The sequence below is a fragment of the Paenibacillus vini genome (assembly GCF_018403325.1).
GTDB lineage: Bacteria > Bacillota > Bacilli > Paenibacillales > Paenibacillaceae > Fontibacillus > Fontibacillus vini.
In genome coordinates this window covers 57167-81478 of the sequence record NZ_BOSL01000005.1, presented here as the reverse complement: position 1 = coordinate 81478, position 24312 = coordinate 57167, and the positions used below count along the sequence as shown (strand labels likewise).

Below are 24312 nucleotides of genomic sequence, written 5' to 3'. Positions count from 1 at the left end.
ATTAGTCCTCCAGTTCAAAGCGGTAATCTTCTACCACCGTATTCGCGAGCAGCTTTTCGCACATGGCCTTAACACGGGCTTCCGCCTCAAAACGGTCGCTGGAATCCAGCTCAATTTCCATATATTTGCCGATCCGTACGCTTTCCACTTCCTTGAAGCCCATGGAATGCATGGCTCCTTGCACGGCTACCCCCTGCGGATCAAGTACGCTTTGCTTAATGGTGACATAAACGCGAGCTTTCATCATATTCCTCGTGTTCCTCCTATTGTTGGTTTGATTTGAGCGGCGCTGCCGCGGATGATCTATAATTGCATAAAAATCACTAATTACTGCAGCTCTTGGCCAGTCAATCTGCTGTAAATAAGGCGATAGCGTCGGGTTGTTTCCTCTACCACTTGAAGCGGCAGCGGATCCGGTTGACTGTTCTTGTCCCAATCCGAGCCGGCCAGATAGGTCCGGACCGGTTCTTTGTCCATGCTGTCGATCTCGATATCCAGACCATAGTTTTCTTTGTCCCAAAAACGGGAAGCATCCGGCGTGAAAATTTCGTCGATCAGAATCAATTTCCCATCGATCAAACCGAATTCCAGCTTGCAGTCCGCCAAAATAATGCCGCGCTCCTCGCAATAATCGCGAGCGAAGCCATACAGCTCCAGACTCCGGCTGCGCAGCAGTTCCGCCAGATCCGCGCCTACCAGGTCCGACATTGCTTCGAATGAAATGTCTTCGTCGTGTCCGACATCATTTTTGGCCGCTGGAGTGAAAATTGGCTGCTCCAGCTTGCTGTTCTTGCGTAGTCCTTCCGGCAGCTTGATGCCGTTGATTTCGCCGCCGGCTTCATATTGCCGCCAGCCGCCGCCGGTAACGTATCCCCGCACGACGCATTCGATATCGATCCGCTCCGCCTTGCGCGTGACCATAACCCGGTTCCGCAGCGCTTCACGGTTCTCCTCCGGTATGACTTCGCCAAGCAGGTTCACGTCCGTATGAATTACATGATTCTCGATCAAATCTTGTGTCAGCTCAAACCAGTAAGCGCTCAAGCGGTTCAGCACATTGCCCTTATCGGGCACGGCCGGATCCAGTACATAATCAAAAGCGGAAATTCGGTCGGTTACCACGATCAGGTAATGCTCTCCCAAATCATAAAGCTCCCGGACCTTGCCTTTGTACAGCAGCGGGGCCTTTACAAGCTCCGCCGCCGTGGAAATGGCCGGTGCCGGTGTAGTAGGCGTTGACATGATTGCCGTCCTCCTTCTTTGGGGCTGCTTTGTTACAAAGCCGCCTCTATTCTCGCTTCTTTTGTCCAGGATCCTCTTTCTCTTCTTTCGGTTCCCGGTTATGCAATAGCGGTAAAAAATATCTATATTCTGTTGAATAACGGTATTTTTTACCGTTATTTGATGGAGGAGCAGCAGGGCTGCCCCCCTATTCAAATTCAAATGACTTATTGTTCGATCAGGCCCAGCTTGCGGAAAATCGTATCCACATGCTTCAGATGCCAAGCCGGATTAAATGCGTCGTCGATTTCTTCTTTGCTCAAGACAGATGTGATTTCCGGCGTTTCTTCCACGATGTCGCGGAATTGACGCTGAGTCTCCCATGCCTGCATGGCGCGAGGCTGGACGGTATCGTAAGCCTGTTCGCGGCTGAAGCCTTTGTCGATCAGCTTCGTCAACACGCGTCCGGAGAACGGAACGCCGAATGTACGGCCCATATTGCGCTTCATATTTTCCGGGAAAACGGTCAGGTTCTTCACGATATTACCGAAACGGTTCAGCATGTAATTCAACAGCATCGTCGCATCCGGCAAAATGATCCGTTCCACGGATGAATGCGAGATGTCGCGCTCATGCCACAACGGCACATCCTCGTAAGCCGAAATCATATGGCCGCGGATAACCCGGGAGAGACCGGAGATGTTCTCGCAGCCGATCGGATTGCGCTTGTGCGGCATCGCAGACGAGCCCTTTTGTCCTTTTGCGAAGGCTTCTTCCACTTCACGGAATTCACTCTTTTGCAGCGCACGGATCTCGGTCGCGAACTTGTCGAGCGACGTGGCGATCAGCGCCAGAGTTGCCATGTATTCGGCATGACGATCACGCTGCAGCGTTTGCGTCGAGATCGGAGCCGGACTTGTGCCGAGCTTGCGGCAAACGAATTCTTCCACAAACGGGTCGATGTTCGCATAAGTACCTACGGCCCCCGAAATTTTGCCGAATTGCACGTTGTCGGCCGCACGGCGGAAACGCTCCAGATTCCGCTTCATTTCTTCGTGCCACAGCGCCATTTTGAGCCCGAACGTTGTCGGCTCCGCATGAACCCCGTGCGTACGCCCCATCATCGGCGTATCTTTGTAGGCCAGCGCTTTTTCACGTAAAATTTCGATAAAGTTGACGATGTCTTTTTCCAGAATTTCATTCGCCTGCTTCAACAAGTAACCGAGCGCCGTATCGACCACATCGGTCGAGGTCAGCCCGTAGTGCACCCATTTGCGTTCCGCGCCCAGGCTTTCCGAAACGGACCGCGTAAACGCGATAACGTCATGGCGGGTTTCCTGCTCGATTTCATAAATCCGGTCGATATCGAAGGACGCGTTCTGACGCAGCAACGCTACGTCTTCTTTGGGAATAACGCCGAGCTCCGCCCAAGCTTCGCATGCGCAAATTTCAACTTCGAGCCAAGCTTTGAACTTGTTTTCCTCGGTCCAGATCGCTCTCATTTCCGGTCTGCTGTAACGTTCGATCATGAGTTTTGATTCCTCCAAATATTGGTTTGCTGTATAAAATCCAGTCCGTCCCGAACATCCCCGCAAAGCAGGTTGATATGTCCCATTTTACGTTTGGGGGCCGAGCCGTTCTTTCCATATAAGTGTACTTTCGGAACCACGTGAAATCCAGTCGCATTACTTGCGGCGCTCGCTCCGGGCGTTAAAGCTGAGTTCGAGTCGCCCAATTCCGGCAACCAGCAATCGGTGGTTACGGCTTCCGTCACCGCATCCAGATGCTCGCCCAGGACATTGACCATAACGACCGGTGTCCGCAGCGACGGATCGCCCAGCGGCAGGTTGCATATCGCCCGCACATGCTGCTCGAACTGCGAAGTATTGCAGGCTTCCATCGTGTAGTGGCCCGAATTATGTGGGCGCGGCGCCAATTCATTGACGTAAAGTTCTCCGTCCCCCGTCAGGAACAGCTCAACCGCGAGCAGCCCGACCGCTTCCATCGACTCCGCGATCCGGGCGGCCAGCCGTTCCGCTTCCCGCAGAATCCGTTCCTCGGCCCGGGCCGGAACGATGGACGCATGCAGAATGTTGTCCACATGAATGTTCTCCGCCACCGGGAAAGTCCGAATTTCGCCGCGCGGGCTGCGCGCCGCAATGACCGACAGTTCCTTCTCGAAAGTAATGAACTGCTCCAGCACCAATTCCGTCCCCGCACGACTCAACTCGGCGTAGGCCGGGCCAATCTCTCCTTCGGAGCGGATGACCCATTGTCCTTTGCCGTCGTAACCGCCGGTGGCCGTTTTAAGAACGGCCGGTATCCCCAGCCGGGCTGCGGCCGCCCGCAAATCTTCCTCGCTGCCGATCTCCGCGTACGGCGCCACTTTGGCGCCCGCCGCTTCAATCGCGCGCTTCTCGCGCAGCCGATGCTGCGTCGTGTAGAGCAATCGGCTGCCTTGCGGCACGTATGACTGCTCTTCCAGCAGCGCGGCTACGCCCGCATCCACGTTCTCAAACTCATACGTGATGACGTCGGCACGCGCCGCGAGCTCCCGGGCCGCTTCTATGTCGCCGTAACCGGCTACGATTTGCCCGGCGACCTGTCCGCACGGCGACTCCGGCGTCGGATCCAGCGTGACGAAGCGGTAGCCGAGGTTGCTTCCGGCCAGCGCCATCATCCGGCCAAGCTGGCCGCCGCCAAGTACGCCGATCGTCGAGCCCGGCGCGATTACCGCCGCTTGCTTCGCCTTCAGCGCGCTAGGCTCTCCGCCGTTGCTGCCAAGCGCCTGCCCCCGCTGTTCCGCCGCGCTCATTGCTTCTCCGTTTCAAGCACCAGCTCGCTGCTGCTTGCCAGCACCGCGTCGCGCTGCCGGTCGCGGCGTTCCTGCAGCCGCCCGGCCAGCTCCGGATCGAACGCGCCAAGCATCTGTGCCGCGAGCAGCCCGGCGTTCGTCGCTCCCGCTTTGCCGATCGCGACGGTCGCTACCGGGATGCCGCCAGGCATCTGTACGATCGAGAGCAGCGAATCAAGTCCCTTCAGCGCCTTCGACTTAACGGGAACGCCGATGACCGGCAGTAGAGTCTTTGCCGCAACCATTCCTGGTAAATGCGCCGCGCCCCCAGCGCCGGCAATAATAACTTTCAAACCGCGCCGGGCCGCATTCTCCGCGAATTCAAACATGAGATCCGGTGTACGGTGAGCAGATACCACTTGCTTCTCGTAAGGAATTCCCAACTCCTCCAAAACGACGCATGCATGGGACATCGTTTCCCAATCCGATTTACTGCCCATAATTACTGCTACCTGTGCTGACATCGCTATAACCCACTTTCTATGTTTTATCGCGGACCAAAACGATTCCCCGGCCCGAATATACACAACCTTTAATTAACTTACAGAAGGCCCCCGGCCCAACAAAAAAGTCCGGGATACCATGAAAATAACATGTATTTTCAAAGCTCCGGACCCGTGTGAATGTGCCGCCTGATCTGCAATTGCCTGACCATGCGCGGTCTGGGCCATCGCTGAATACATTGTCCCAAGGAGCAGCCTATTCGAAAGAGGTTGTTCAACAAGCTGCCGCTCCAAATCGAGCTGCTCCGCCCACTGAACACGCACTTAACATTGACGCATTCACTCGTAGTCCGAAAATTTACGGTTTTCAGGTAGAAACTTCCGGGCCTTATCCCCGGCTTTATACGAGATAATTATTCAACTGATTTTGCGGTTTCCCGCTTCACCTCTAGTGTACCAATCCCGAACAAAGGATGTCAACTAAAACACGAACATTAAAATAATGCCAAAACCGAATGTTCGTCTTTTCCGTAATGTTATAACCGATAGCCTACTATTGGTGCCTGGTAGCTTGTCTTTTTTGCCGACGTATTTGATTAAGGGGAGCGGCTGCTTGGGAACGAGGAGCCCCTACTATAGTCGAGGTTGGATTTACCTTGGTGCACAGGGGTAACGTTACTTGCACTTACTTATGTACGTACCTCCCCTGCACCTGCGTCTGTATCTACTCCTACACTTACTCTCATTCCGCTTTTATTCTACGCTTACTTCACTCTTACTCTACTTTTACTCCTGCACCCTGCCCAAATTTCCGACGCCAAGTCTCTTCACATTTCTAACGGACATACGAGCCGCTAAATCACAAAAAACCACCTATTCGCAACGCTAACGGACACAGATGACCTTATTGGCCTCCTTTCGCTCAAAAAGTTACAGATTCCACCAACTTAAGGGCTCTGGTGTCCGTTAAATTCCAGAACCAGCGAATTTGCGGGGTTTAAGGGCTCTCCTGTCCGTTAGCGGGACTGGCTGCCAAGGTTGAAGTTGAATTAGCCCCTATTCTGCTCCGCTCACGTACCCTGCCCAAATTTCCGACGCCAAGTCTCTTCACATTTCTAACGGACATACGAGCCGCTAAATCGCCAAAAATGCCATATTCGCCGCGATAACGGACACAGATGACCTTATTGGCCTCCTTTCGCTCAAAAAGTGAATGATCCCACCAACTTAAGGGCTCTGGTGTCTGTTAGTTTCCAAAACAAGCGAATTTATGAGGTTTAAGGGCTCTCATGTCCGTTAGCGGCGGGCGGAGGATACTACAAAAAAAGGAACACCGATCACCGGCGTTCCTTTCAACTCACTTATTTATTTCACAACAAGCACCGGAATCCGGGCATGCTGAACGACATTATGGCTGACGCTGCCAAGCACGAATTCACGGATGCCGCCAAGACCGCGGCTGCCGATGATGATGATGTCGCTGTCGTGCTTTTTCACATAATCGAGGATCCCTTCAGCAGGAGCTCCCTGGAGCATTTCGACCTTGGCGGTTACGCCGGCCGCTTCGAGCCGGTTCTTCGCTTCCTCAACCGTTTTCTCGGCCAACTCGTAAAAATCCTGGTTTACCGAAGCAGGAATAGGAGCAAAGCCCTCCGCCACATAAAATCGCGGAAAATCGAACACATGCAGCACCTCAAGCGTCGCTCCAGGCGTGACCTTAACCAGATCGATGGCCTTATCAAGCGCTTTGTTGGAAGCTTTGGAACCGTCATAGGCGGCTACAATTTTAGAAAATAACATAGGAACGCACCCCTCTTCTCTAAAAGTATGTACACCATTAAACGTTCGAAACTCAGTATGAAACGAATAAAGCTGCAATGACGGAAGGCCGTCAGGTCAAAAAATAACCGTAAAGCACGGCATTGAGCAGCAGGAGCAGCGGCACCCCGATACGGAAACTGGCATGCTTCGTCTTATGACGTTTCATGTTCATCGCCAGCAGTATACCCAGCGCTCCGCCGATGGCGGCAAGCAAGAACAGTGTCTTCTCGGGAATCCGTTCTTTCCTCTGCCTGGCCCGCCGCTTGTCGTCGGACATCACGATATAGGCCACGAAATTGATAAAAATAAACCAGATCAAAAGCCCTAACCGCATATCTTCCGCCTCCTCGCGCCCGGCCTTACAGGCATTCGCCTTCCTGACTCCATTATACTCCTATCTCTTTCAATTAAAAAGCTCCCCTCGCGGGGAGCACTGCATGCCCTCAGGACTCCTGCTTCGGAATTTCGTTCAGGCTTGGCGGGTATTCCGCCTGCTTCTTGGGCTTTAGCGAAATGCTTTCCTCCAAGATACTGGATTTGTTCTGCCGGTTCTGGGTCTTCTCAGCTTTGTTGTGCGGCATAAGATCACCTCCCGGCTTTAGCATCCCGAGCGTATTTACCTTTTATTCGAAAAAAAGATATCTCGGAGGGTTAATCGCCTTTTTTCTCCAAAGCCGCTTTAAGCAGCTCGCCTAAATTGGAACCGAGTGTTTCCTGCTTGGCGTACTGCTTCACAAGCTTTTGCTGCTCCCGCTTGTTCACGTGCTTGGAATCTTTATTCACCGTTTCCGTGATGCCGCAAGGCAGGCACTGAACATACAGCCCGGCCTTGCCTTCTTTCATCTCCATCTTCTTGTGGCACTGCGGGCAGCGGCGGTTAGAGAGCCTTTTCTCTCCGGAACGCCGGTATCCGCAATCCTCACTCGGACAGATCAGCATCAGACCGCGTTTCGATTTCTTCTCCAGCAGCCGGGTTCCGCAATCCGGACAATGGCTGTTCGAAACGTTATGGGGTTTGTACGAAGCCTCGCTGTTCTTGACCCCGCGTACCAAGACTTCCGCCATTTCCCGAATTCCGCCTAGAAAAGGCTCCGGCTTGCCTTGCCCGCGGGCGATGCGCTCCAGCTCGGACTCCCACTTCGCAGTTAATTCCGGCGACCGGAGATCGGCTGGGGCCAGCTCGATCAATTGCTTGCCCTTACCCGTAGGATGCAGGCTGGAACCCTGGCGGTCGATCGTATCGGAGCTGACCAGCTTCTCGATAATGTCCGCCCGAGTCGCCGGCGTGCCAAGGCCGTGCTTCTCCATCTGCGTCAACAATGCCGCCTCCGTATAGCGCTTCGGCGGTTGCGTCCGTCCGCTCTGGATCCGGCAGCGCTTGACCGTCACGGTCTCGCCTTCCTTCAGCTCTGGCAACGTAGCCCCCGTGCCTACGCCCCGATCTTCCCGGTCTTCCCCGTTCTCGTTCTCATCGTCGTCCGACTCATCGAACGCCTGCCCGTCATAAACGGCTCTCCAGCCGCTGTCCTTCACGGTAACGCCTTTGGCGTGCAGCTTCTCTCCATCGACCTCCAGGACGACGGCAACGCTGTCGAACCGGGCCGCCGGATAGAACAGGCTGATAAAACGCCGTACGATCAAATCATACAGCTTGCGTTCCTCTGTATTTAAGGCATTCAATATTACTGTTTGCTCCGTCGGAATAATGGCATGATGATCGCTAACCTTGCTGTCATCCACCACCCGTTTGCTAACCGGCAGCGGCTTCCGCAGCAACGGTCTCGCTAACGATGCATAGGGCCCGATGGCAACGCTGGTCAAGCGCTCCTTCAGCGTGTCGACCATATCGGAAGTCAGATAACGCGAGTCCGTACGCGGATAGGTGACCAGCTTGTGCTGCTCATACAAGCGCTGGAGCACATTCGATGTCTGCTTCGCGGAAAAGCCCAGCATTCGGTTTGCGTCCCGCTGCAGCTCAGTCAGGTCGTAAGCCTGCGGATGCGGCACCTGCTTCTCGCTCTTGTTCAGCTTGATGATCTTGCCGCTTCGTCCCTCCAGCTTACGCTGCAGTCCAGCCGCTTTATCCGCGTCAAAAATACGCGAATCCCCGCCGTTACCGCGCCATACGGCTTCGAAAGAGCCCAAATCGGCGCGAAGCACCTGATACTCCTCCGACTGGAACAACAAAATCTCGCGTTCGCGCTGCATGATCATGCCCAGCGTAGGCGTCTGAACGCGTCCGGCCGACAGCGGAGCGCCGAACTTGCAAGTCAGCGCCCGCGTCACGTTCAGGCCGATCATCCAGTCGGCCTCGGCCCGGCAGCGCGCCGAATGATACAGCCGGTCAAATTGACCGCCCGGCTTCAAGGAAGCAAAGCCTTCCTTGATAGCTTTGTCGGTCTGCGAAGAGATCCACAGCCGCTTGAACGGCTTGTTCCATTTCGCCATATCCATGATCCATCTCGCAAGCAATTCGCCTTCCCGCGCGGCATCCGTCGCCACGATCAGCTCGCCGATGTCCTGGCGGCGCATCAACTGCTGCACCGCTTTATACTGATGACTGCTCTCGCGCAGTACTTTCAGCTTCATTTTCCCCGGAAGAATCGGAAGATCCTCCAGCGACCAGGTTCCGAACTTGCCGTCGTAATCCTCAGGTTCGGCCAGACCGACCAAATGTCCAAGCGCCCAGGTCACGACATATTTCGGCCCCTCAAAATGTCCCTTATGCTTATCGCGGCTTCCCATCACCCGGGCAATTTCCCTTGCCACGGACGGTTTTTCCGCCAACACCAACGTTTTCATAAATGTAGTCCTGCACTCCTTTCCTTGCCTCCCCTCATTATATCATCCTCCCGGCCTCTCCGCTCCCGACAGTCCAGTCGACTTTGTCCAGAAACCCGCTTATGTAAGGATCCGACCTCGCATGTTTTTCACCATTTTCACATAGAGAACAGGAATGAGGTGCAATAATAACCTAATCCTCTGAATTTCCTTTCAAATACTACAGTAACGTGTAATAGAATTTATGGAGCAAGTTTCCACATTTGCCGCTTGGAAATTAAACAAATTGCTGTTACAATCTAAACCAATACCTGGTATTAGTACCTGATGCTAAATTTAAGAATAAAGGAGTGACTCGCCGTGACCTTGTCTTCTAAAGCTCGGATTACCGCAATCGGCACGTATGTACCCGAACGAATTCTTACCAACGAGGATCTGGAAAAGCTCGTCGAAACGAGCGACGCATGGATTGTGCAGCGAACCGGCATCAAAGAACGGCATATTTCCGCTGAGGATGAGTTCACCTCGGATTTATGTATCCGGGCCGCAGAAAATTTGCGCGACACTTTTAAGGTTAGCCTGGATGATGTCGATTTGATTATCGTATCAACGACGACTCCCGATTACTCCTTCCCCACAGTTTCCTGCCGGATCCAAAAGCATTTCGGAATGGAACATGCCGGAGCCGTCGACCTGAACGCCACCTGTGCCGGCTTCACCTATGGGCTTCATATGGCAAACGGAATGATCAGCTCGGGCCTTCATAAAAAAGTGCTGGTCTTCGGCGGAGAAACGATGTCCAAAATTACCGACTACACCGACCGCAGCACCTGTATCCTGTTCGGGGACGGTGCCGGAGCCGTCCTGGTGGAATATGACCCTGACCAGCCGAGTTTCGAGTCGGTCTTGATGGGAACCCAAGGGAGCGGCGGCATTCATGTATACCGTTCAGGTCTCTCGACCCAAATGGATGGCAATGCCCTTGCGGGCGATGGCCGGATCGTTCAGAACGGACCCGAAGTGTTCAAATGGGCCGTCCGTACCGTTTCTTCGGGTATCGAACGTCTGCTTGGGCAGGCCGGACTCACCTTGGACGATATCGACTGGTTCGCGCCGCACAGCGCAAATTTAAGGATGATTGAATCGATCTGCGAGAAATCAGGCATTCCTTTGGGCAAAACGCTGCAGAGCGTACAAGACATGGGCAACACATCGTCCGCCTCGATCCCGCTCGCCCTGCAGTCCGGAATTCGGGCCAATCAATTAAGTCCCGGCGACCGGGTCCTGCTCTATGGATTCGGCAGCGGATTGACTCATTGCGGAATGATAATCCGCTGGGGACTAATCAATTAAATTCCCGGAACAACAAGAGCGAATACACATATTTGCTAGAAGGATACTTGAAACTCAGTACCAATCCCGCATCTTCGATCCTTACCGACTTCAACGCGTTCGTCTTCACTCTGCATCGCACCAGGCGGGCGGCGGCCCGCCCGTCATTTTTGGAGATCGCCCGGGCAAGCGCCCTGGCATATGGCGGCCCGCAAGCTATTGTCCCAAAAAAGGGAATCAGTGCCCGGGCCATCAGCCGGTGTATACCCGCATTGAAATGAAACTGCTCCTTCCCCGGCGGAATCGTAATCCCGCAGGAATAATAGGATCCCGGCGCCGGAAAAGAAATAAAATAGCCGATCCCGTTCGTACCCATACCGCGGCGGGAGAGACTTGGCGCTACCGCGCCCAGCAGCTTCTGCATTCCATCCAAATCAGCCCTGACGACAGCCCGGCTCCAGGCCGAGGCAAAACCGCGACTCCTCCCCACCACCTTATAGAAAGGCAGCATCTCGGCCGCTATTCGCCGCAAAAGCCCCGCTGTCGGAAGCTGTCCCACACGCCCCCGGCGAAGGGTTCTCCTTTTGTTCCCTTTACGTTCCGACATATACGATCCTCTCCTCGTGGAAGACATGAACTTCCATTCAAATCGCATTTCATTAATAATGAATCTAATGCATCGTATGCAATCGCCCGTATTAGCGGGTGGGCTTTTGTCCGTTCGTTTTTATTGAGAAGGTCGGTGCGCTCCGATCGCCGTTACTGGACAAACCGATTTATTCGTTGATATGCTTAACGCTAGAAGTGATAGAGCAATTACTGAAAAAGAGGAGATTTCGAACGCCGTGCCAACGATAAGACGACTTTTGACCGAACAGGATTTCCAGGAAGCGATGGACCGGCAGCTTCGCATCCGCGTTTTCCGTAATGACCATATGGTGGACAACAACACCCATATCATCCGGTTTACCGACGATACCATCATCACGCAAACCGGGGTCAGCGAATTAACGTATCATCCCCGCCGGGACAGCCAGTTTTTTGAGCTGAGAAAATAGAATTGGAGCCTGAACGGCTCCATATAAAAAGACGCCTTGCGGCGTCTTTTTTCTGTGTATGGAATTTACTTGCCTCTTGCTTTCCTCCCCCTGCCCGCGCCATGCGAATAATAACGGACATTTGAGGTCTTATTTTCACAAAAAATAGCCGTCCATTGAAAATAAGGGACTTTCGGGCTCTTATTTTGCCAAAACAATGCGAAAAGCCGGAAGTTTAGCAAGACTTGAAGAAATAAGGACCAAGAAATCTCTTATTTCTCACTCAAAGCCTAAATTTGCAAAAATAGCGCCCAAAAGGTCCTCTATTTTGTAGCGGGAGCATAGTACTATGCTGATTCTTTAAGCGAACTTAGTTCCGGCTCGGCCTCAGAGGTTTCTTTTCCGTAGCGGATAAAAATCCATACCCCGCCCAAAATAGCGACTCCCGCAATCAGTTGCACACCGGTCAAGCTTTCTTTAAGTAGCAACCAGGCCAGCAACGAAGCAAATACCGGTTCGCCCAGAACCGCCATCGAAACGGCGGAAGCGCTGATGAACTTCATCAGCCAATTGAACAAATAATGCCCGAACAAGGTCGGGACGATGGCAAGCAGCAGGTAAATCCCCCACTCCCTCGGAGCGTACCCGGTAAAAGCGAATCCGCGAACCGCGTTATAACCCGCAAGCATCGTTGCGGCGATGAAGAACACCCAGAAATTGTAGACAAAGGCGCTCATATTTTTAAGGAGCTGCTTGCCGGCAAGCATATGCACCGCAACCGCAATCGTTCCCAGCAGGGACAGCAGGTCGCCTTGCAGCGCCGTGCCTGACAATTTAAAGTCGCCAGATCCAATCGCTACTGAGCCGGCCAGAGCCACCCCCATGCCGACCAGCATGGGGCGGTTGATTTTTACGCCGAATAATAGGAAAGAACCGAGCATTACGAGAATGGGCTCCAGCGTAAGAATGACTGTCGAGCTCGCCACGGTAGTCAAACGAAGTGAACTCATCCACAGCAGGAAGTGAAGCCCGAGCATCGCCCCGGATAACAACAATCCCCTCCATTGTCTGGAGGTCAAGCTTAACATCTCCTCCCGGTATTTCCACGCTAATGGAAGCATCAGCAAGTTCGTCAGGTACAGACGATACATAGCGACGATGGATACTTCCGCGTTTGACCAGCGAACGAAGATTGAAGAGAACGAGATCGCAATAATGCCTATGATATATAGAAGCTCGTATGAGACGGATGACTTGGATTTCATGTTCATGATGCTGCTGCTCCCCTGCTTCAATAATAGTAGTGTCGATAGATTCCGCTAAGCCGTCCCTAATTATAGACGATAGCTGCGGGTTCCTTCAATGGAAATATGAAAGCCGATGATCTGCTGGAGTAACTCGATCAACCTTTGCTTTGAACCGTCTCTTACGGTGTGCTACATTGAAGATATCCGCGGGAATTTCCCGCTTGCTCAGGGACTTTAAAATAAAGGAGAACTCATATATGAACATCAATCCTATTGTATCGCCAAAATGGCTGCTCGCCCGGATGTACGAGCCGGACCTTGTTATTGTGGACTGCCGCTTCGTGCTCGGAAGCCCGGAATCGGGCAAGGCCGCTTATGCCGTCTCTCATATTCCAGGTGCCGTATTCCTCGATATCGAAGAGGATCTCTCAGCACCCGTCGGAACGCACGGCGGGCGGCATCCTTTGCCGGAGCCGCTGGAGCTCGCCGCTCGCCTGGGACGCGCGGGCATCAGCAGCGCCTCCCGGGTCGTGGCCTACGACGACCAGGGTGGCTTGTATGCAGCGCGGCTATGGTGGCTGCTGCGCTGGCTGGGCCATGACGACGTATACGTCATGGACGAAGGATTCGCCGCCTGGCAGGCCGGCGGCTTCCCCGTGACCGACGTGACGCGCACCGTGGTGCCGGCGTCGTTCGTCCCGGACGTCCGCGGCGACATGCTCGCGGACGTCGGCGAGATCCGCCGGGCGCTCGGCGATCCCGGCGTCCTGCTGGTGGACTCCCGCGACGCTTCGCGGTACGCGGGAGAACAAGAACCGATTGACGCCAAGGCCGGGCATATTCCCGGCGCGATCAATCGGTTCTGGAAGGGCGTGCTGGATGACCAGGGGGCCTGGCTGGCGGAGCCGCAGCTCCGCGAGCAGCTAGCCCCGGTCATCCGGGCGCTCGACGATGGCCGTGAAGCCATCGTCTACTGCGGCTCCGGCGTCAGCGCCTGCCCGAACGTGCTGGCGCTGCACCGGCTGGGCTACCCGCAGGCGAAGCTCTATGCGGGCAGCTGGAGCGACTGGATTTCTTACTCTGACAACCATATTGCAAGCGGAGAAGAAGAGTAGCCAAGTAAGACATAATAGTATGCGAATCGGAGTACATCGCCCGTATGGTGATGTACTTCTTTGCGTTGTGCTCGTGGGTGTCGAAGTCAACACAGAGTCAACACTTGGCCTCTGAAAACATTTTCATGCTGCCTCCGGACCTGACGCAGATTGGTCGGTCGTCTGACATTTGCGTGCGATACATCGTCCTGACCACGGAGCATGAGCATCCTTGACGCTGTACGCACACAAAGAAGGCCGGTCAGCCCTCCTCTTGAGAGGTTGCTGGTTCCGGCCTGTTCTAAGTCGAGGTCAACGCATTTTGTTAACCTTAAACCGACTCAACAAACAATCAATCTGTTGTAATACTTCTACCCTACATCTTGCTAGGGATTTTATGTAATAATTGTAGCATCAGATTATATGAAATGGAGTGGAAATGTATGAGCGAGATATTATATACGGATGATGTGAGCATAGATTTACAAAGATATATTGAAGTCCTTTATACTTCAGAAGAGCTAATTGATCTCTTCAGAGAAAAAAGATTCGATGGATCACATGATAATATGATCTCTGATATAGTAATACTGGCTATGTATATGAATATGAGAAAATTAGTACTTGAGATGTATAATAGTTTTGAATATGTTTCAAATTCTACATTAAATGTGGTCTATTGAGTATTGTATGAAAATAAATATTATTTGAGTTATATACTAAAAGATTCAAAGTTATTAGCAAAGAGATCAAAGGCTTACTACCTGAAGAATATTTATGATGAGTATGTTACTATGCAGGGCATTGTATCATGTTATTATAATGGCGATGAGGATATTCAGATGTTATATTCTCAGGAAGCGATTGACCACTTTTGTGAAAAAATACTAGATCACTACGAGTTTTTTAATGAAAATGAGGATAATAAGGACATTATTCGTAGACTTAAAAGGAATAAGTGGTACTCTATATATTCTGAAAAAACAAATAATTTTAGAGAATTAGTAGAGTACATTGGTGGATTGGGGAATTTTGATTATCCTATCAGTAATTACACAGTATATTCATATTTATCAGGCTATGTGCATTCAAATAATATTATAAATAACTTAGATGAGATTCTAGAGACTAATGCAGACGTCACAAGTGTGTCGAAGATCGAAACATTCGCAAGTCTTTTTATCTTGTTAGGTGACGCATCATTTTTCGTAGCGCGTTATTTAGGACTTGAGAAGGAAGTGCTACTTGGGGAGGCTCTTAGGAAGTAGCTGGTATGTAATCTACAACCATGAAGTGGAGACCAAAATATATCCCACCTCATTTGGCAAAATATATAAGTCCTTTACATTAATATTCCATCCATTTCATTGGCGGCTTATTAATCTACACCGTACGTATGACTGTACCGATCTAAAGTTATACCAACACTTGAGTGTCCTAAACGCTCGGATACAACCTTGGGATGCACGTTTTGCTGTAGCAACAGGCTGGCGTGTGTATGACCGAGGTCATGAAACCGGATCTTAGGAAGCTCGGACTTGCGAAGCATGTCTAGCCAACGCGTTTCAAAGTAGTAGGGACTTACTGGACAACCAAACTTGGTTTGCGTCACCAACCCATAATCGTTGTACTTGGCTCCAGCAGCAAGTTTGTCCTGCGCAAGTCCTACCCAGTAAAGAGTTCTGCTTATCAAATTACTTGGAACGGGAAAAGTTCCTGCGGATCAGCATTTCCCAGACAGAACCTGAACAGATCGATGAAGGGATAAAGATCATTGTAGAGGAAGTGCGCAAGGCTGGCCGGTGAAGGACGGATCGTATTTGCATAAAAAAGAAGAACCCGCGCCAGACACGGGTTCTTGACATTTTGGAACGGTTCACATGTACCGGACTCCTCATCTCGCCTCTTCAGGTCCAGTCTTCCTGATCACTTCACCCGGAAAGTCTGCGGAGCATATTTGCGGATAAGGACCAGTACAACGGCAACATAAAGCAGTGATACAGCCGCGGCACTGACGGAGAAAACAACCGGATCGGGTTTGACATTAATCAAAATAATAAAGATGCCCGACACAATGCCGCTGAACAAATGGAAGAACGGATTTTTGGCATTCAGCTCCGTCGTGTACGGCTGAAAGATATAGTATAAGAACAGATGGTGAACCGAGAAGAACACCGCCAGCGCTAATGAGCTCACCCATAGCAGTATAAAATCGGGATGCAGACCAGCTTCCCCCGAGATTCCTGCAGCCATGGCGGCCAGCGTCAAAACCAAGGCGAGCAACGCCGCGAGAAGCAGGTTCATGCCCAGTATTCTGACAAAGCGGATCCGAAAATGCTTCGGGGCATCCTGGCGATAGAAGCTCTGCCTCAGCAGCTTCAGATCACAGTGAAAGAACATGGCTTTACAGAGCTGCTCCCCGACGGTCAGAAAAGCCATGACGAGGATAAGAGTCGGCAGCAGCGACCCGATTCTGGTTGATATGGCGGCAGCTTGCTCCGGCTTCAGAAATGCGACCAGGATCATAGCTGCTCCGGCGGCACCCAGAATAGCCAGACGTTTGTAGAACGGCTGCCGGATCAAGCTTTTGTGCCTGGAGAAAAAGATGGCGTTGATATAATCGTACCCTTCTTTATTCTCAAATTTCTTCCTATGATCGTTAAGCATCTCTGCCGAGTAATCACTGTCTTTCGCCTTGACGGACGTCTTCTGGGCTTCTGACATCAACCGGCCCAGATCCAGCAAAGGATCATCCCTTTTCGTCGCCGCGTAAACCGCATCTCTGTAGTCTGCCCGGAACAAGAGATACCCGCCCGCCAGCATCCCCAGGACAATGCAAATTATCGAAAACGGCAATGCCTCGATCAACGATGTCGCCCAAGACGAAGACCCATCCAGCAACAGTGGCGCAAAAGCGGTGATGTATCCGGCGAGGATGACGATCCAGACGACCGCGTTATTTTTAACAAGGACATGACCTGTTTGCTGAAAAAGCCTTAAATGTAGGAATTCGCAGCAGATTCGCCACATCACGGCCGCAGCCGTCAGCAATATGCCTTGGGATGGCGGCGCACCGAGCAGCGAAGAAAAGAGCAGCGCTGCAGAGAGCAAATAGACAAAAAAAGTAACGTACTTATAGCCTAATATCGACCGCATATACCGGTTGGCCGGAAGCCTCATCAGCTTGACCGCGATATACTTGCCGCGCTTCGGTTCAAGCACCTTTGCACTGGTTACTCCAGCCACAATAAAAGAAATGATCGAAAAAATATGCCAAAAGATATTCAGCTGCTGCTCCTGAGGCAAATCTTTGCCCAAGGTGACAACCGGTAAATAAATGACAAGACCAATATAGAGCATACTGGTCAGGAATCCCCACAAGACTGCCAGCAGGAGAGCTGCAGCGGCCGTCACCCTTTTCAAGCTACGACTGGAGTATGCCCTATCCCCAATCCGCTTGCCAATCAGCGGGAGCCTCTGAACATAATAGATCAACCGGTTCGCAAAAGAGGATGCCTCCAGATTCAGGATCGTACTAAGCGTTCGAAGCATCCGCTCTTCCCTCCCCTTCAGGCTCATCCTTCAACAGATCGATCACGCTCTGCTCAAACTCGGGACTGCCCAGCAGCTCTCTCGGAACGGAAGACAATTGGCCCTTGTTTAAAATGACCAGCTCGTCGCAAAGATCCGAGGCCAGCTGCAGGATATGGGTTGAGAAAATGAGAATATGGTCCTTTTTCATCGTACGCAGCAAAATTTTCATTTCCAAAGCCACAATGACGTCAAACGAGGTCAGCGGTTCGTCCAGCAAAATGACTGGCGGCTTCGTAATCAGAAAGAGCAGCATTTGAATTTTATTTTTCATCCCGTGGGAGTAGTTTTTGATCAGGCGATGCCGGTCTTCCGTTGTTATTTTCATGATTTCGAAGTAGTCATCGATCTGTTGATCGGGCTGGATTTTACTCCGGTTGATGTCCATGAAAAACTTAACGAATTCATAGCCTGTGAGAAACTCTGGCAATATAGGAAGCGAATATACGTATCCGATATCATCCTCTTGCAGTTCTCGAAGCGTATCATGTTCCTTTATGTATGCCTTACCGCCGTCCAGCTTGGTTTCCCCGCTCAAGCTGTTAAAAAGGGTGGTCTTCCCTGCCCCATTCCGGCCCAGCAGACCATAGATTTTTCCCTTTTCAAAAGTGAAGCCTGCGTTTTGCAGCACCTTTTTGTCCCCATAATTTTTGACGATGTTCTCCAGAATTAATTCCACGCGTAAAAACTCCCCCTTCTTTCGCTTCAGGTATTGTTTAATACGAGTTTGGCCTTGAAAGGTCTCGCTGTGCGCCGCCCGATTTTGGGGATTGACAAATTATTCAGGAGAATTTAAAGTTTAACAATGATAATGATTATCAATATCAATATCAAAGATATAAATTTGAGAGGGAGATTACCGGAAATGAAAAAATTATTGTTACCTTTGCTTGTCCTTACAGTCTTTGCATTAAGCGCTTGCGGCAACAATACAAGCACCAATAGCGGCGCAAACAGTTCTACTTCAGATGTAAGCACGAACTCTGCGAACAGTAGCTCCGATACGATTACTTACCAATCCGAAAACGGTCCGATCGAGGTTCCCGCCCATCCACAGCGTGTTGTCGTCCTGTCCGGTTATGCAGGCAACCTGCTGGCACTTGGCGTTCCTCTTGCCGGCGCAGATTCCTGGACCAAGAATAACCCTAATTTCCAGGATCGACTCAAGGATGTTCCCGAAGTATCCGAAGAAAATGTGGAAAGCATCTTAAACGCGAAGCCTGATTTGATTATCGCTGGATCGGATATCAAAAATGCCGATAAATTGAAGCAGATTGCTCCATTGGTCACTTATACATATAACAATGTGGATTATCTGACCCAAGTTCTGGAGATCGGCAAAGCGGTGAATCAGGAACAGAAAGCTGCTGACTGGATTGCCGACTTCAAAGAACGCGCACAGAAGGCAGGCGAAGAAATTAAAGCCAAAATCGGAGCCGACAGCACCATTTCCATTATCGAAGGGGATTCCAAGGCATTGTACACCTTCGGCGACGCTTGGGGTCGCGGTACTGAAATCATCTATCAGGCGATGGGTCTGAAAATGCCGGATAAAGTAAAAGAAATGACGGCGAAAGAGGGCTATTACGATTTGTCACTGGAAGTTCTCCCGGATTATATGGGCGATTACGTCATTTACAGTAAAGATCCGGCTAGCGATGCCTCCTTCCAGCAAACAGACACCTATAAGAATATTCCGGCCGTTAAGAATGGCCGTGTCTTCGAAGTAGATGCCACCGGCTTCTATTTCAACGATGCAGATTCTCTTGATTATCAGCTCGATTTCATCACGAAATCACTGCTTGGCTCCAAATAATGATAGTGATGCAGAATCAACCTTCGCAAAAGTCGGCAAAATCTTTTGCGTTTAAGCTGTTCATCAGCTTGATTATGTTTATGGTCATGTTTGCCCTGGCGGTCATGCTGGGCGCAAAAAGTGTCTCGCTCGCAGATATCTGGAGCGCCATTAGCAACCCGAACGCAACAGGTGACGATATATCCGTCATCCGGGAACTGAGGCTTCCCCGGGAAGTTGGCGGCATCCTGGTCGGCTCCGCTCTGGCCGTTGCCGGTGCGATCATGCAAGGTTTGACCCGCAACCCGCTCGCCGATCCCGGGCTGCTCGGCCTAACGTCCGGCGCAAATGCTGCGCTGGCCGCTACCTTTGCGTTTATGCCGGCTGTCGGTTATTTCGGTACGATGGTGGCCTGTTTTATCGGCGCAGCCGTGGGCGTCATGCTGGTATTCGGAATCGCCGCCCTACGGCGGCAGAATATGTCCCCGCTGCGTATGGTTTTGGCCGGTTCTGCGGTTTCGGCCCTGCTAGCCGCAGTAGCGGATGGCATCAGTCTTAAATACAAAATTTCCAAGAACGTTTCGATGTGGACGTCCGGCGGACTGATCGGCACAACCTGGGGACAAATTGAAGCGATTGCCCCGGTGATCGCGCTTTCCCTCATCGCCGCGATCCTGCTGTCCCGTCAGCTTACGATCCTTAGCCTGAATGAAGGAACGGCCGTCGGGCTTGGTCTAAAAACTACGCGAGTCAAAATTGTGCTTTACGTGCTGATTACTCTACTCGCGGGAGCCGCGGTCGCCCTCGTCGGCAATCTGGCATTTATCGGCCTGATGATCCCCCATCTTGTACGAGTGTTCGCCGGAACTGATTATCGAACGATTCTGCCGCTTTCCGCGGTCGTTGGCGGCACCTTTATGCTGTTTGCCGATACGCTGAGCAGGATGATCAATGCGCCGTTTGAAGTGTCGGTCGCCGCGATTGTAAGCATACTGGGTCTACCCTTTTTCCTGTTCATTGTTCGTAAAGGGGTGCGATCATTGTCATGAAAACCGCTCAGTTGCTTCGCAAACAACCCGTTGTCGTCATCCTTCTCGTTCTGCTTAGCCTCGCCACGATCGTGATCGGGCTTGGCATCGGTTCGTCTCCTGTGTCGTATGACAGGTTACTTCCTACCCTATTCGGCCACGGGTCATTCGAAGACCATTTCGTCTTGTTTTCGATCCGTCTGCCGCGAATGCTGATTACGTTGCTGTCGGGGATGGCGCTTGCTTTATCCGGGGCCATTCTGCAGGGCATTACCCGCAATGATCTGGCCGATCCGGGGATCATTGGCATTAATGCGGGAGCCGGAGTTGGCGTCACTGTCTTTTTCCTGTTTGCGCCGATCCATGTTGAATCTTTTATTTACGTAATTCCACTTGTGGCGTTTGTCGGGGCCTTGGTAACCGCCATCCTGATCTATATGTTCTCCTATAAACGCGGGGAAGGCGTTCAGCCGATCCTGCTGGTCATTACCGGCGTAGGATTTTCTTTGGCTCTATCCGGTCTTATGATCTTCCTCATCTCCTCGGTAGACCGGACAAAGGTAGACTTTATCTCCAAATGGCTGGCCGGTAACGTTTGGGGGACGGATTGGCCGTTTGTTCTGGCCTTGCTTCCCTGGTTGGTTATTCTTGTCCCTTATGTACTGTTCAAGTCCAGAGCCATGAATTTGCTCGCTTTGAATGAGCCCACGGCGATCGGAGCTGGCGTAAAGGTTCAGAAGGACCGGATTCTGCTGATGTTGTCTGCGGTGGCTCTGGCGGCTTCGGCCGTTTCGGTTACCGGAGGCATCTCGTTTATCGGGCTAATGGCGCCGCATATCGCCAGAGCCCTGGTAGGTCCAAGACATCAGCAGTTTGTGCCGGTATCCATTCTGATCGGCGGTTGGCTGCTCCTGCTTGCCGATACGATTGGCCGCAATCTGTCGGAGCCGAACGGCATCGCAGCAGGGATCATGGTTGCTTTTATCGGTGCCCCTTATTTTCTTTACCTGCTATTAAAGAAAGAGCGTTAAGGCGGAAATCGCCGATTCCCGCCCAAAGAAGGGCAACTGGTGCTAGCGAAGGGCATTCTCCGATTAACCGGAGGATGCCTTTTTCTTAGTCGACAGGTTACCTCACTTTTTCCCGTTACAATAAAAAATAGATTTAGCGATCATTTTCTATCTCATACAACTGGGTTATACCTTGATAGGTCACTTCCACAGACAAGTCTTCCTTTTTCAAAAAGGTCACCATTCCTGATGGATCCACCTGGCCTGCCTCGGGATTCAGCACCTTATATGAGGCTTGGGAGGATACGGAATATTCCATCCCGTTGTCCATAGTAGCTACCGGATTGAGGCGGGGAAACGATTCCCCCATCCATGAAATGGACATATAGTCGCTAACCTCCAGCTTGACGGCTTGACCGGGTGTCTTTCCGGCGAACATGATAAGCGGATTATGTACTCGTTTGGACCAGGAAATCTCGTCATGCGTACCCGCAGGATCCATCAGAAAAAATATATCCTGTCCATATTTAAATCCCTTCGACAAAAGTATATCCACCAGAGGGTCAATTGCCATTTCTTCCTCCGCGCCCATGTCCAGCCAAATCTTCACATCCGGCTTCCCGGTTTCTTGTCTCCATTCTTCATACGCTTGTCCGTTAGCTACCCATGTGGAGACAGACATCGCACCGATCATCGAAAAAGTCTCGGGATGGTGATACCCCATCCAGAACGCCTGTACTCCGCCAAATGACGATCCCATAATCATACGGTGGTCCCTGTCCGGGATCGTTCTGTATGTTGAATCCGCAAAAGGAATAACGGTTTCAAGAAAAAAGCGGGTAAATTCCTCCGCCCCTTTTCCATCCGAAGGGATAGAATCATTAGGGAAGGGGACATATTCATTCCCCCGGTCTGAGCCTTCACCTGCATCGACTGCAATTACAATCACCTTCTCCAAATTGCCGTCGCTAACAAGCTCGTCAACCTTCTTGTCAACCAGCCACTCTTTGTTGAAAGAGCTGGTGCCGGTATTGAACACATTCCGCCCGTCGTTCATATACACTACCGGATAACGGTCTTCACTGGTTTCATAACCAGGCGGCAGGTAAACAAAGATTCTCCGTTCCCCAAGCTTTTCTATGCTCACTGTACCTTTGGTCTCATCAGGAGCAGCATTTTCCTTCAGGGTTGGCGAAGGCTGGACCGCGGTTGGCTCCTGTTTTTCATTACAACCTGTGAGCGCTAACATGAATAATGCGGCAAGTCCCAAGCAACTTAACTTATAAATCCAGTTTTTGACCATCTGTTTTTCCTCCGTTCAGTTGTGCAAACGTTTTCACCAATTACAAGTCTTCACAATTCATAGTCTCCGCACTATGTACCTGCTTCCCGCCCCGTAACTGATAACACAATTATAATGGAAGTATGCGCGGAGGAAAAGTATTCCAGTATTTTTAAAGTGCGGTGCCTATGCCTTTGATTAAAAAAACCGCCAGGGATATTCCCCTGACGGTTCTTAAATATTTTAAACCCTTATTTCTCCTTGGCCTCAACTCGGCTTTATTTATAGTAAGAAGTCGTCAACGGGATGAATACGGAACCTCCGCTTTTAGCATCGCCATGAACATACAATGCCTTAACTCCCGAAATGTCCGCCTCGATCGTTACCAGGCCGTCTTCCACTCTTACGTCCTGTTTTTTCAACACAGTATCGGTATCGCTATCCTGAATTGTAAACTCCTTGAGATCTTCTCCAATGGCAGCGATTTGAATGTACAGCTTTTGGTATTTCCCTTCCGGATAGAGCATGAACGAACTGCCGCGGGTGCCGCTGCCATTATCGAAGAAGACGTCCTTGTAATCTTTACCGTTATAAATCGTCACCTTCGGATCCTTGGTATGATAGGAAGAATCGAAACCTTTGGCGATGGAGACTCCTTCAGTTTGCTCACCCAGCTCGACCGTGTTGCTCTTTCCGTCGAAATTCACGGTAACACCCAATAGATTGGAGATGGAGCGGACAGGTAAATATGTATTATTGTCATAAACGATCGGAGTAATTACCGCCCCGCTGCTGTTCGTCAGTTGCACGGGCTGTCCGTCAACCTTGAACTTGATTCCGGGATTCAAGTAAGCTTTAATCTCTTGCAAATTAGAACCGGCATAAACGCCCGTCCCCAGACAACCCAGCATGGCTGAAGCAATCAGTGCGGCAGTAACCTTATTTTTCAATTGAATATAACCTCCCAAAATTTAAGTAATTAAAATCCAAGATAATCCAGGGAGATTATACCTATTTTTTTCTATCCGGGCAATATGAGTAAATACCTAAATTTGGTTACTGGGGGTTAAACCAAGCCTCCACCTTATCGCTGGCAGCCGGAACCTCCATCCCCTTTTTCCAAACCAATATGCTGTCCTCCGGTTTGCCGTAGTACAATGCCTCCATCTCTCTATCTTCACCGTATTTCTCCTTGTAAAAATAGTCCATTTCATTCATGGCACTGTAATAACTTACTGCAATTTTTACCTTTGCCTTGGTTTTGATGATGGGACGGTAAGGAACAATATAAACATTCCCGTCATCGGCCATTTCGAATTTGGAGAAGTTGGATTCATACCCGTCGGTCAGAGCGATATGATACGCTATTTTTCCGTTCTCCAGCCGGCTGACATCCGAGATCGCGATGACATTGGAAGGAACGGGAATGATGTTCCAGCGGAATAGGCCGACGTAACCTAACAGCAATACGCCGCAAGCCAATCCGGAAATAACCGCTCCCTTCAGAAAAGCTCTCCATTTTGAACGGTTCCAAAACCGCGAAATCTCCTTCATCGCCTCAAAATCTTTACGGTTTGACTCCCCTTCTTCCCTTGGAATTTGCAGGTCGGCCTGCATTTTGTCCAGCTCTTCGCGGAGGGACTCGGATACCTCCAAATGGGCTTTAACCAGGGCTTCGGTTTCTTTGCTGCACACCTTATCGATATACAAGGGCAGCAGATCTCTAATGATATCATCGTGGACTTTGTTCTTATTCATGTTCATGTTCATGTTCAT

At 51.1% G+C, this 24312-nt stretch carries 25 protein-coding genes and 1 riboswitch; of the genes, 8 read left to right on the top strand and 17 right to left on the bottom strand.

The features are described 5' to 3' along the window. Nucleotide 1: 1 nt before the first annotated feature. The 9 genes from purS to KJS57_RS09460 form a co-directional block, all read right to left on the bottom strand. Entirely contained in the window at nucleotides 2–247 is a 246-nt protein-coding gene (gene purS, locus KJS57_RS09500) for a phosphoribosylformylglycinamidine synthase subunit PurS (RefSeq protein WP_211022952.1), read from the bottom strand. Nucleotides 248–327: 80 nt separating this feature from the next. Further along, the gene (locus KJS57_RS09495; RefSeq protein WP_211022953.1) at nucleotides 328–1242 is read right to left on the bottom strand and encodes a phosphoribosylaminoimidazolesuccinocarboxamide synthase; all 915 of its coding nucleotides are present in this window, start codon (nucleotides 1240–1242) and stop codon (nucleotides 328–330) included. Nucleotides 1243–1448: 206 nt separating this feature from the next. Further along, nucleotides 1449–2750 (bottom strand): adenylosuccinate lyase, encoded by a 1302-nt coding sequence (gene purB, locus KJS57_RS09490; RefSeq protein WP_213654579.1) that lies wholly within the window; start codon nucleotides 2748–2750, stop codon nucleotides 1449–1451. Next, on the bottom strand, nucleotides 2747–4036 hold the full coding sequence (gene purK / locus KJS57_RS09485; RefSeq protein ID WP_213654578.1) for a 5-(carboxyamino)imidazole ribonucleotide synthase: 1290 nt from the start codon (nucleotides 4034–4036) through the stop codon (nucleotides 2747–2749). Before purK ends, purB begins: the two co-directional genes overlap by 4 nt. After that, a complete protein-coding gene (gene purE, locus KJS57_RS09480) occupies nucleotides 4033–4539 on the bottom strand; it encodes a 5-(carboxyamino)imidazole ribonucleotide mutase (protein WP_211022956.1) in 507 nt (168 codons plus the stop codon). The genes purK and purE overlap by 4 nt, the downstream gene beginning before the upstream one ends. A 305-nt stretch (nucleotides 4540–4844) precedes the next feature. Beyond that, nucleotides 4845–4946, bottom strand: a riboswitch (purine riboswitch). Between the two features lie 937 nt (nucleotides 4947–5883). Next, nucleotides 5884–6318: a universal stress protein gene (locus tag KJS57_RS09475; RefSeq protein ID WP_211022957.1), complete on the bottom strand. Its 435-nt coding sequence runs from the start codon at nucleotides 6316–6318 to the stop codon at nucleotides 5884–5886. A gap of 91 nt (nucleotides 6319–6409) precedes the next feature. Continuing rightward, the gene (locus KJS57_RS09470; RefSeq protein WP_211022958.1) at nucleotides 6410–6673 is read right to left on the bottom strand and encodes a DUF1294 domain-containing protein; all 264 of its coding nucleotides are present in this window, start codon (nucleotides 6671–6673) and stop codon (nucleotides 6410–6412) included. Nucleotides 6674–6782: 109 nt separating this feature from the next. Further along, on the bottom strand, nucleotides 6783–6920 hold the full coding sequence (locus KJS57_RS09465) for a hypothetical protein (RefSeq protein WP_211022959.1): 138 nt from the start codon (nucleotides 6918–6920) through the stop codon (nucleotides 6783–6785). 70 nt (nucleotides 6921–6990) lie between these two features. Then, entirely contained in the window at nucleotides 6991–9141 is a 2151-nt protein-coding gene (locus KJS57_RS09460; protein ID WP_213654577.1) for a DNA topoisomerase III, read from the bottom strand. Between the two features lie 345 nt (nucleotides 9142–9486). Between KJS57_RS09460 and KJS57_RS09455 the strand changes: the two genes are divergently transcribed. Continuing rightward, nucleotides 9487–10473 carry a ketoacyl-ACP synthase III gene (locus KJS57_RS09455; protein ID WP_213654748.1) on the top strand — a complete coding sequence of 329 codons (987 nt, stop codon included), beginning with the start codon at nucleotides 9487–9489 and terminating at the stop codon, nucleotides 10471–10473. Here the strand turns inward: KJS57_RS09455 and KJS57_RS09450 are convergent. Then, nucleotides 10466–11059 (bottom strand): hypothetical protein, encoded by a 594-nt coding sequence (locus KJS57_RS09450; protein WP_244861466.1) that lies wholly within the window; start codon nucleotides 11057–11059, stop codon nucleotides 10466–10468. The genes KJS57_RS09455 and KJS57_RS09450 overlap by 8 nt on opposite strands. Nucleotides 11060–11297: 238 nt before the next feature. Between KJS57_RS09450 and KJS57_RS09445 the strand changes: the two genes are divergently transcribed. Then, complete coding sequence (locus KJS57_RS09445; protein ID WP_211022963.1) at nucleotides 11298–11510, top strand: hypothetical protein; 213 nt, start codon at nucleotides 11298–11300, stop codon at nucleotides 11508–11510. A gap of 326 nt (nucleotides 11511–11836) precedes the next feature. Here the strand turns inward: KJS57_RS09445 and KJS57_RS09440 are convergent, their stop codons facing one another. Beyond that, nucleotides 11837–12760, bottom strand: coding sequence for a DMT family transporter (locus tag KJS57_RS09440; RefSeq protein ID WP_213654576.1), 924 nt, complete (start codon nucleotides 12758–12760; stop codon nucleotides 11837–11839). A 239-nt stretch (nucleotides 12761–12999) separates the two neighbouring features. On the opposite strand from KJS57_RS09440, the gene KJS57_RS09435 reads away from it, so the two are divergent. From KJS57_RS09435 to KJS57_RS09425, 3 genes are all read left to right on the top strand, one after another. Then, nucleotides 13000–13851 (top strand): sulfurtransferase, encoded by an 852-nt coding sequence (locus KJS57_RS09435; RefSeq protein ID WP_373316814.1) that lies wholly within the window; start codon nucleotides 13000–13002, stop codon nucleotides 13849–13851. A gap of 422 nt (nucleotides 13852–14273) precedes the next feature. Continuing rightward, entirely contained in the window at nucleotides 14274–14513 is a 240-nt protein-coding gene (locus KJS57_RS09430; RefSeq protein ID WP_213654574.1) for a hypothetical protein, read from the top strand. A 3-nt stretch (nucleotides 14514–14516) separates the two neighbouring features. Next, the gene (locus KJS57_RS09425) at nucleotides 14517–15098 is read left to right on the top strand and encodes a DUF5677 domain-containing protein (RefSeq protein WP_213654573.1); all 582 of its coding nucleotides are present in this window, start codon (nucleotides 14517–14519) and stop codon (nucleotides 15096–15098) included. A 110-nt stretch (nucleotides 15099–15208) separates the two neighbouring features. On the opposite strand, the gene KJS57_RS26425 is transcribed toward KJS57_RS09425, so the two are convergent. From KJS57_RS26425 to KJS57_RS09410, 3 genes are all read right to left on the bottom strand, one after another. Next, nucleotides 15209–15442, bottom strand: a complete 234-nt coding sequence (locus tag KJS57_RS26425; RefSeq protein ID WP_280520372.1) for a tyrosine-type recombinase/integrase — start codon at nucleotides 15440–15442, stop codon at nucleotides 15209–15211. A 314-nt stretch (nucleotides 15443–15756) separates the two neighbouring features. Beyond that, nucleotides 15757–17382: a hypothetical protein gene (locus tag KJS57_RS09415; protein ID WP_213654571.1), complete on the bottom strand. Its 1626-nt coding sequence runs from the start codon at nucleotides 17380–17382 to the stop codon at nucleotides 15757–15759. Beyond that, nucleotides 17366–18100, bottom strand: a complete 735-nt coding sequence (locus KJS57_RS09410; protein WP_213654570.1) for an ABC transporter ATP-binding protein — start codon at nucleotides 18098–18100, stop codon at nucleotides 17366–17368. The genes KJS57_RS09415 and KJS57_RS09410 overlap by 17 nt, the downstream gene beginning before the upstream one ends. Before the next feature lie 186 nt (nucleotides 18101–18286). Between KJS57_RS09410 and KJS57_RS09405 the strand changes: the two genes are divergently transcribed. From KJS57_RS09405 to KJS57_RS09395, 3 genes are read left to right on the top strand one after another with little or no spacing between them, the layout of a single operon-like run. Beyond that, a complete protein-coding gene (locus tag KJS57_RS09405) occupies nucleotides 18287–19237 on the top strand; it encodes an iron-hydroxamate ABC transporter substrate-binding protein (RefSeq protein ID WP_213654569.1) in 951 nt (316 codons plus the stop codon). Between the two features lie 8 nt (nucleotides 19238–19245). Then, entirely contained in the window at nucleotides 19246–20265 is a 1020-nt protein-coding gene (locus KJS57_RS09400; protein WP_213654568.1) for a FecCD family ABC transporter permease, read from the top strand. Continuing rightward, a complete protein-coding gene (locus tag KJS57_RS09395) occupies nucleotides 20262–21275 on the top strand; it encodes a FecCD family ABC transporter permease (RefSeq protein ID WP_213654567.1) in 1014 nt (337 codons plus the stop codon). Before KJS57_RS09400 ends, KJS57_RS09395 begins: the two co-directional genes overlap by 4 nt. Before the next feature lie 133 nt (nucleotides 21276–21408). Here KJS57_RS09395 and KJS57_RS09390 read toward each other — a convergent pair whose 3' ends face one another. The 3 genes from KJS57_RS09390 to KJS57_RS09380 all read right to left on the bottom strand — a co-directional run bounded on the left by KJS57_RS09390 (nucleotide 21409) and on the right by KJS57_RS09380 (nucleotide 24312). Further along, nucleotides 21409–22557, bottom strand: coding sequence for an alpha/beta hydrolase (locus tag KJS57_RS09390; protein ID WP_213654566.1), 1149 nt, complete (start codon nucleotides 22555–22557; stop codon nucleotides 21409–21411). A 257-nt stretch (nucleotides 22558–22814) separates the two neighbouring features. Then, nucleotides 22815–23486 (bottom strand): stalk domain-containing protein, encoded by a 672-nt coding sequence (locus KJS57_RS09385; RefSeq protein ID WP_213654565.1) that lies wholly within the window; start codon nucleotides 23484–23486, stop codon nucleotides 22815–22817. Between the two features lie 106 nt (nucleotides 23487–23592). Next, nucleotides 23593–24312 (bottom strand): zf-HC2 domain-containing protein, encoded by a 720-nt coding sequence (locus tag KJS57_RS09380; protein ID WP_213654564.1) that lies wholly within the window; start codon nucleotides 24310–24312, stop codon nucleotides 23593–23595.

Excerpts from the sequence above, each read along its gene's own strand:
- purS (WP_211022952.1), bottom strand. The coding sequence starts at position 247 with ATGATGAAAGCTCGCGTTTATGTCACCATTAAGCAAAGCGTACTTGAT.
- KJS57_RS09495 (WP_211022953.1), bottom strand. The coding sequence starts at position 1,242 with ATGTCAACGCCTACTACACCGGCACCGGCCATTTCCACGGCGGCGGAG.
- purB (WP_213654579.1), bottom strand. The coding sequence starts at position 2,750 with ATGATCGAACGTTACAGCAGACCGGAAATGAGAGCGATCTGGACCGAG.
- purK (WP_213654578.1), bottom strand. The coding sequence starts at position 4,036 with ATGAGCGCGGCGGAACAGCGGGGGCAGGCGCTTGGCAGCAACGGCGGA.
- purE (WP_211022956.1), bottom strand. The coding sequence starts at position 4,539 with ATGTCAGCACAGGTAGCAGTAATTATGGGCAGTAAATCGGATTGGGAA.
- KJS57_RS09475 (WP_211022957.1), bottom strand. The coding sequence starts at position 6,318 with ATGTTATTTTCTAAAATTGTAGCCGCCTATGACGGTTCCAAAGCTTCC.
- KJS57_RS09470 (WP_211022958.1), bottom strand. The coding sequence starts at position 6,673 with ATGCGGTTAGGGCTTTTGATCTGGTTTATTTTTATCAATTTCGTGGCC.
- KJS57_RS09465 (WP_211022959.1), bottom strand. The coding sequence starts at position 6,920 with ATGCCGCACAACAAAGCTGAGAAGACCCAGAACCGGCAGAACAAATCC.
- KJS57_RS09460 (WP_213654577.1), bottom strand. The coding sequence starts at position 9,141 with ATGAAAACGTTGGTGTTGGCGGAAAAACCGTCCGTGGCAAGGGAAATT.
- KJS57_RS09450 (WP_244861466.1), bottom strand. The coding sequence starts at position 11,059 with ATGTCGGAACGTAAAGGGAACAAAAGGAGAACCCTTCGCCGGGGGCGT.
- KJS57_RS09440 (WP_213654576.1), bottom strand. The coding sequence starts at position 12,760 with ATGAACATGAAATCCAAGTCATCCGTCTCATACGAGCTTCTATATATC.
- KJS57_RS09430 (WP_213654574.1), top strand. The coding sequence starts at position 14,274 with ATGAGCGAGATATTATATACGGATGATGTGAGCATAGATTTACAAAGA.
- KJS57_RS09415 (WP_213654571.1), bottom strand. The coding sequence starts at position 17,382 with ATGCTTCGAACGCTTAGTACGATCCTGAATCTGGAGGCATCCTCTTTT.
- KJS57_RS09405 (WP_213654569.1), top strand. The coding sequence starts at position 18,287 with ATGAAAAAATTATTGTTACCTTTGCTTGTCCTTACAGTCTTTGCATTA.
- KJS57_RS09400 (WP_213654568.1), top strand. The coding sequence starts at position 19,246 with ATGCAGAATCAACCTTCGCAAAAGTCGGCAAAATCTTTTGCGTTTAAG.
- KJS57_RS09395 (WP_213654567.1), top strand. The coding sequence starts at position 20,262 with ATGAAAACCGCTCAGTTGCTTCGCAAACAACCCGTTGTCGTCATCCTT.
- KJS57_RS09390 (WP_213654566.1), bottom strand. The coding sequence starts at position 22,557 with ATGGTCAAAAACTGGATTTATAAGTTAAGTTGCTTGGGACTTGCCGCA.
- KJS57_RS09380 (WP_213654564.1), bottom strand. The coding sequence starts at position 24,312 with ATGAACATGAACATGAACATGAATAAGAACAAAGTCCACGATGATATC.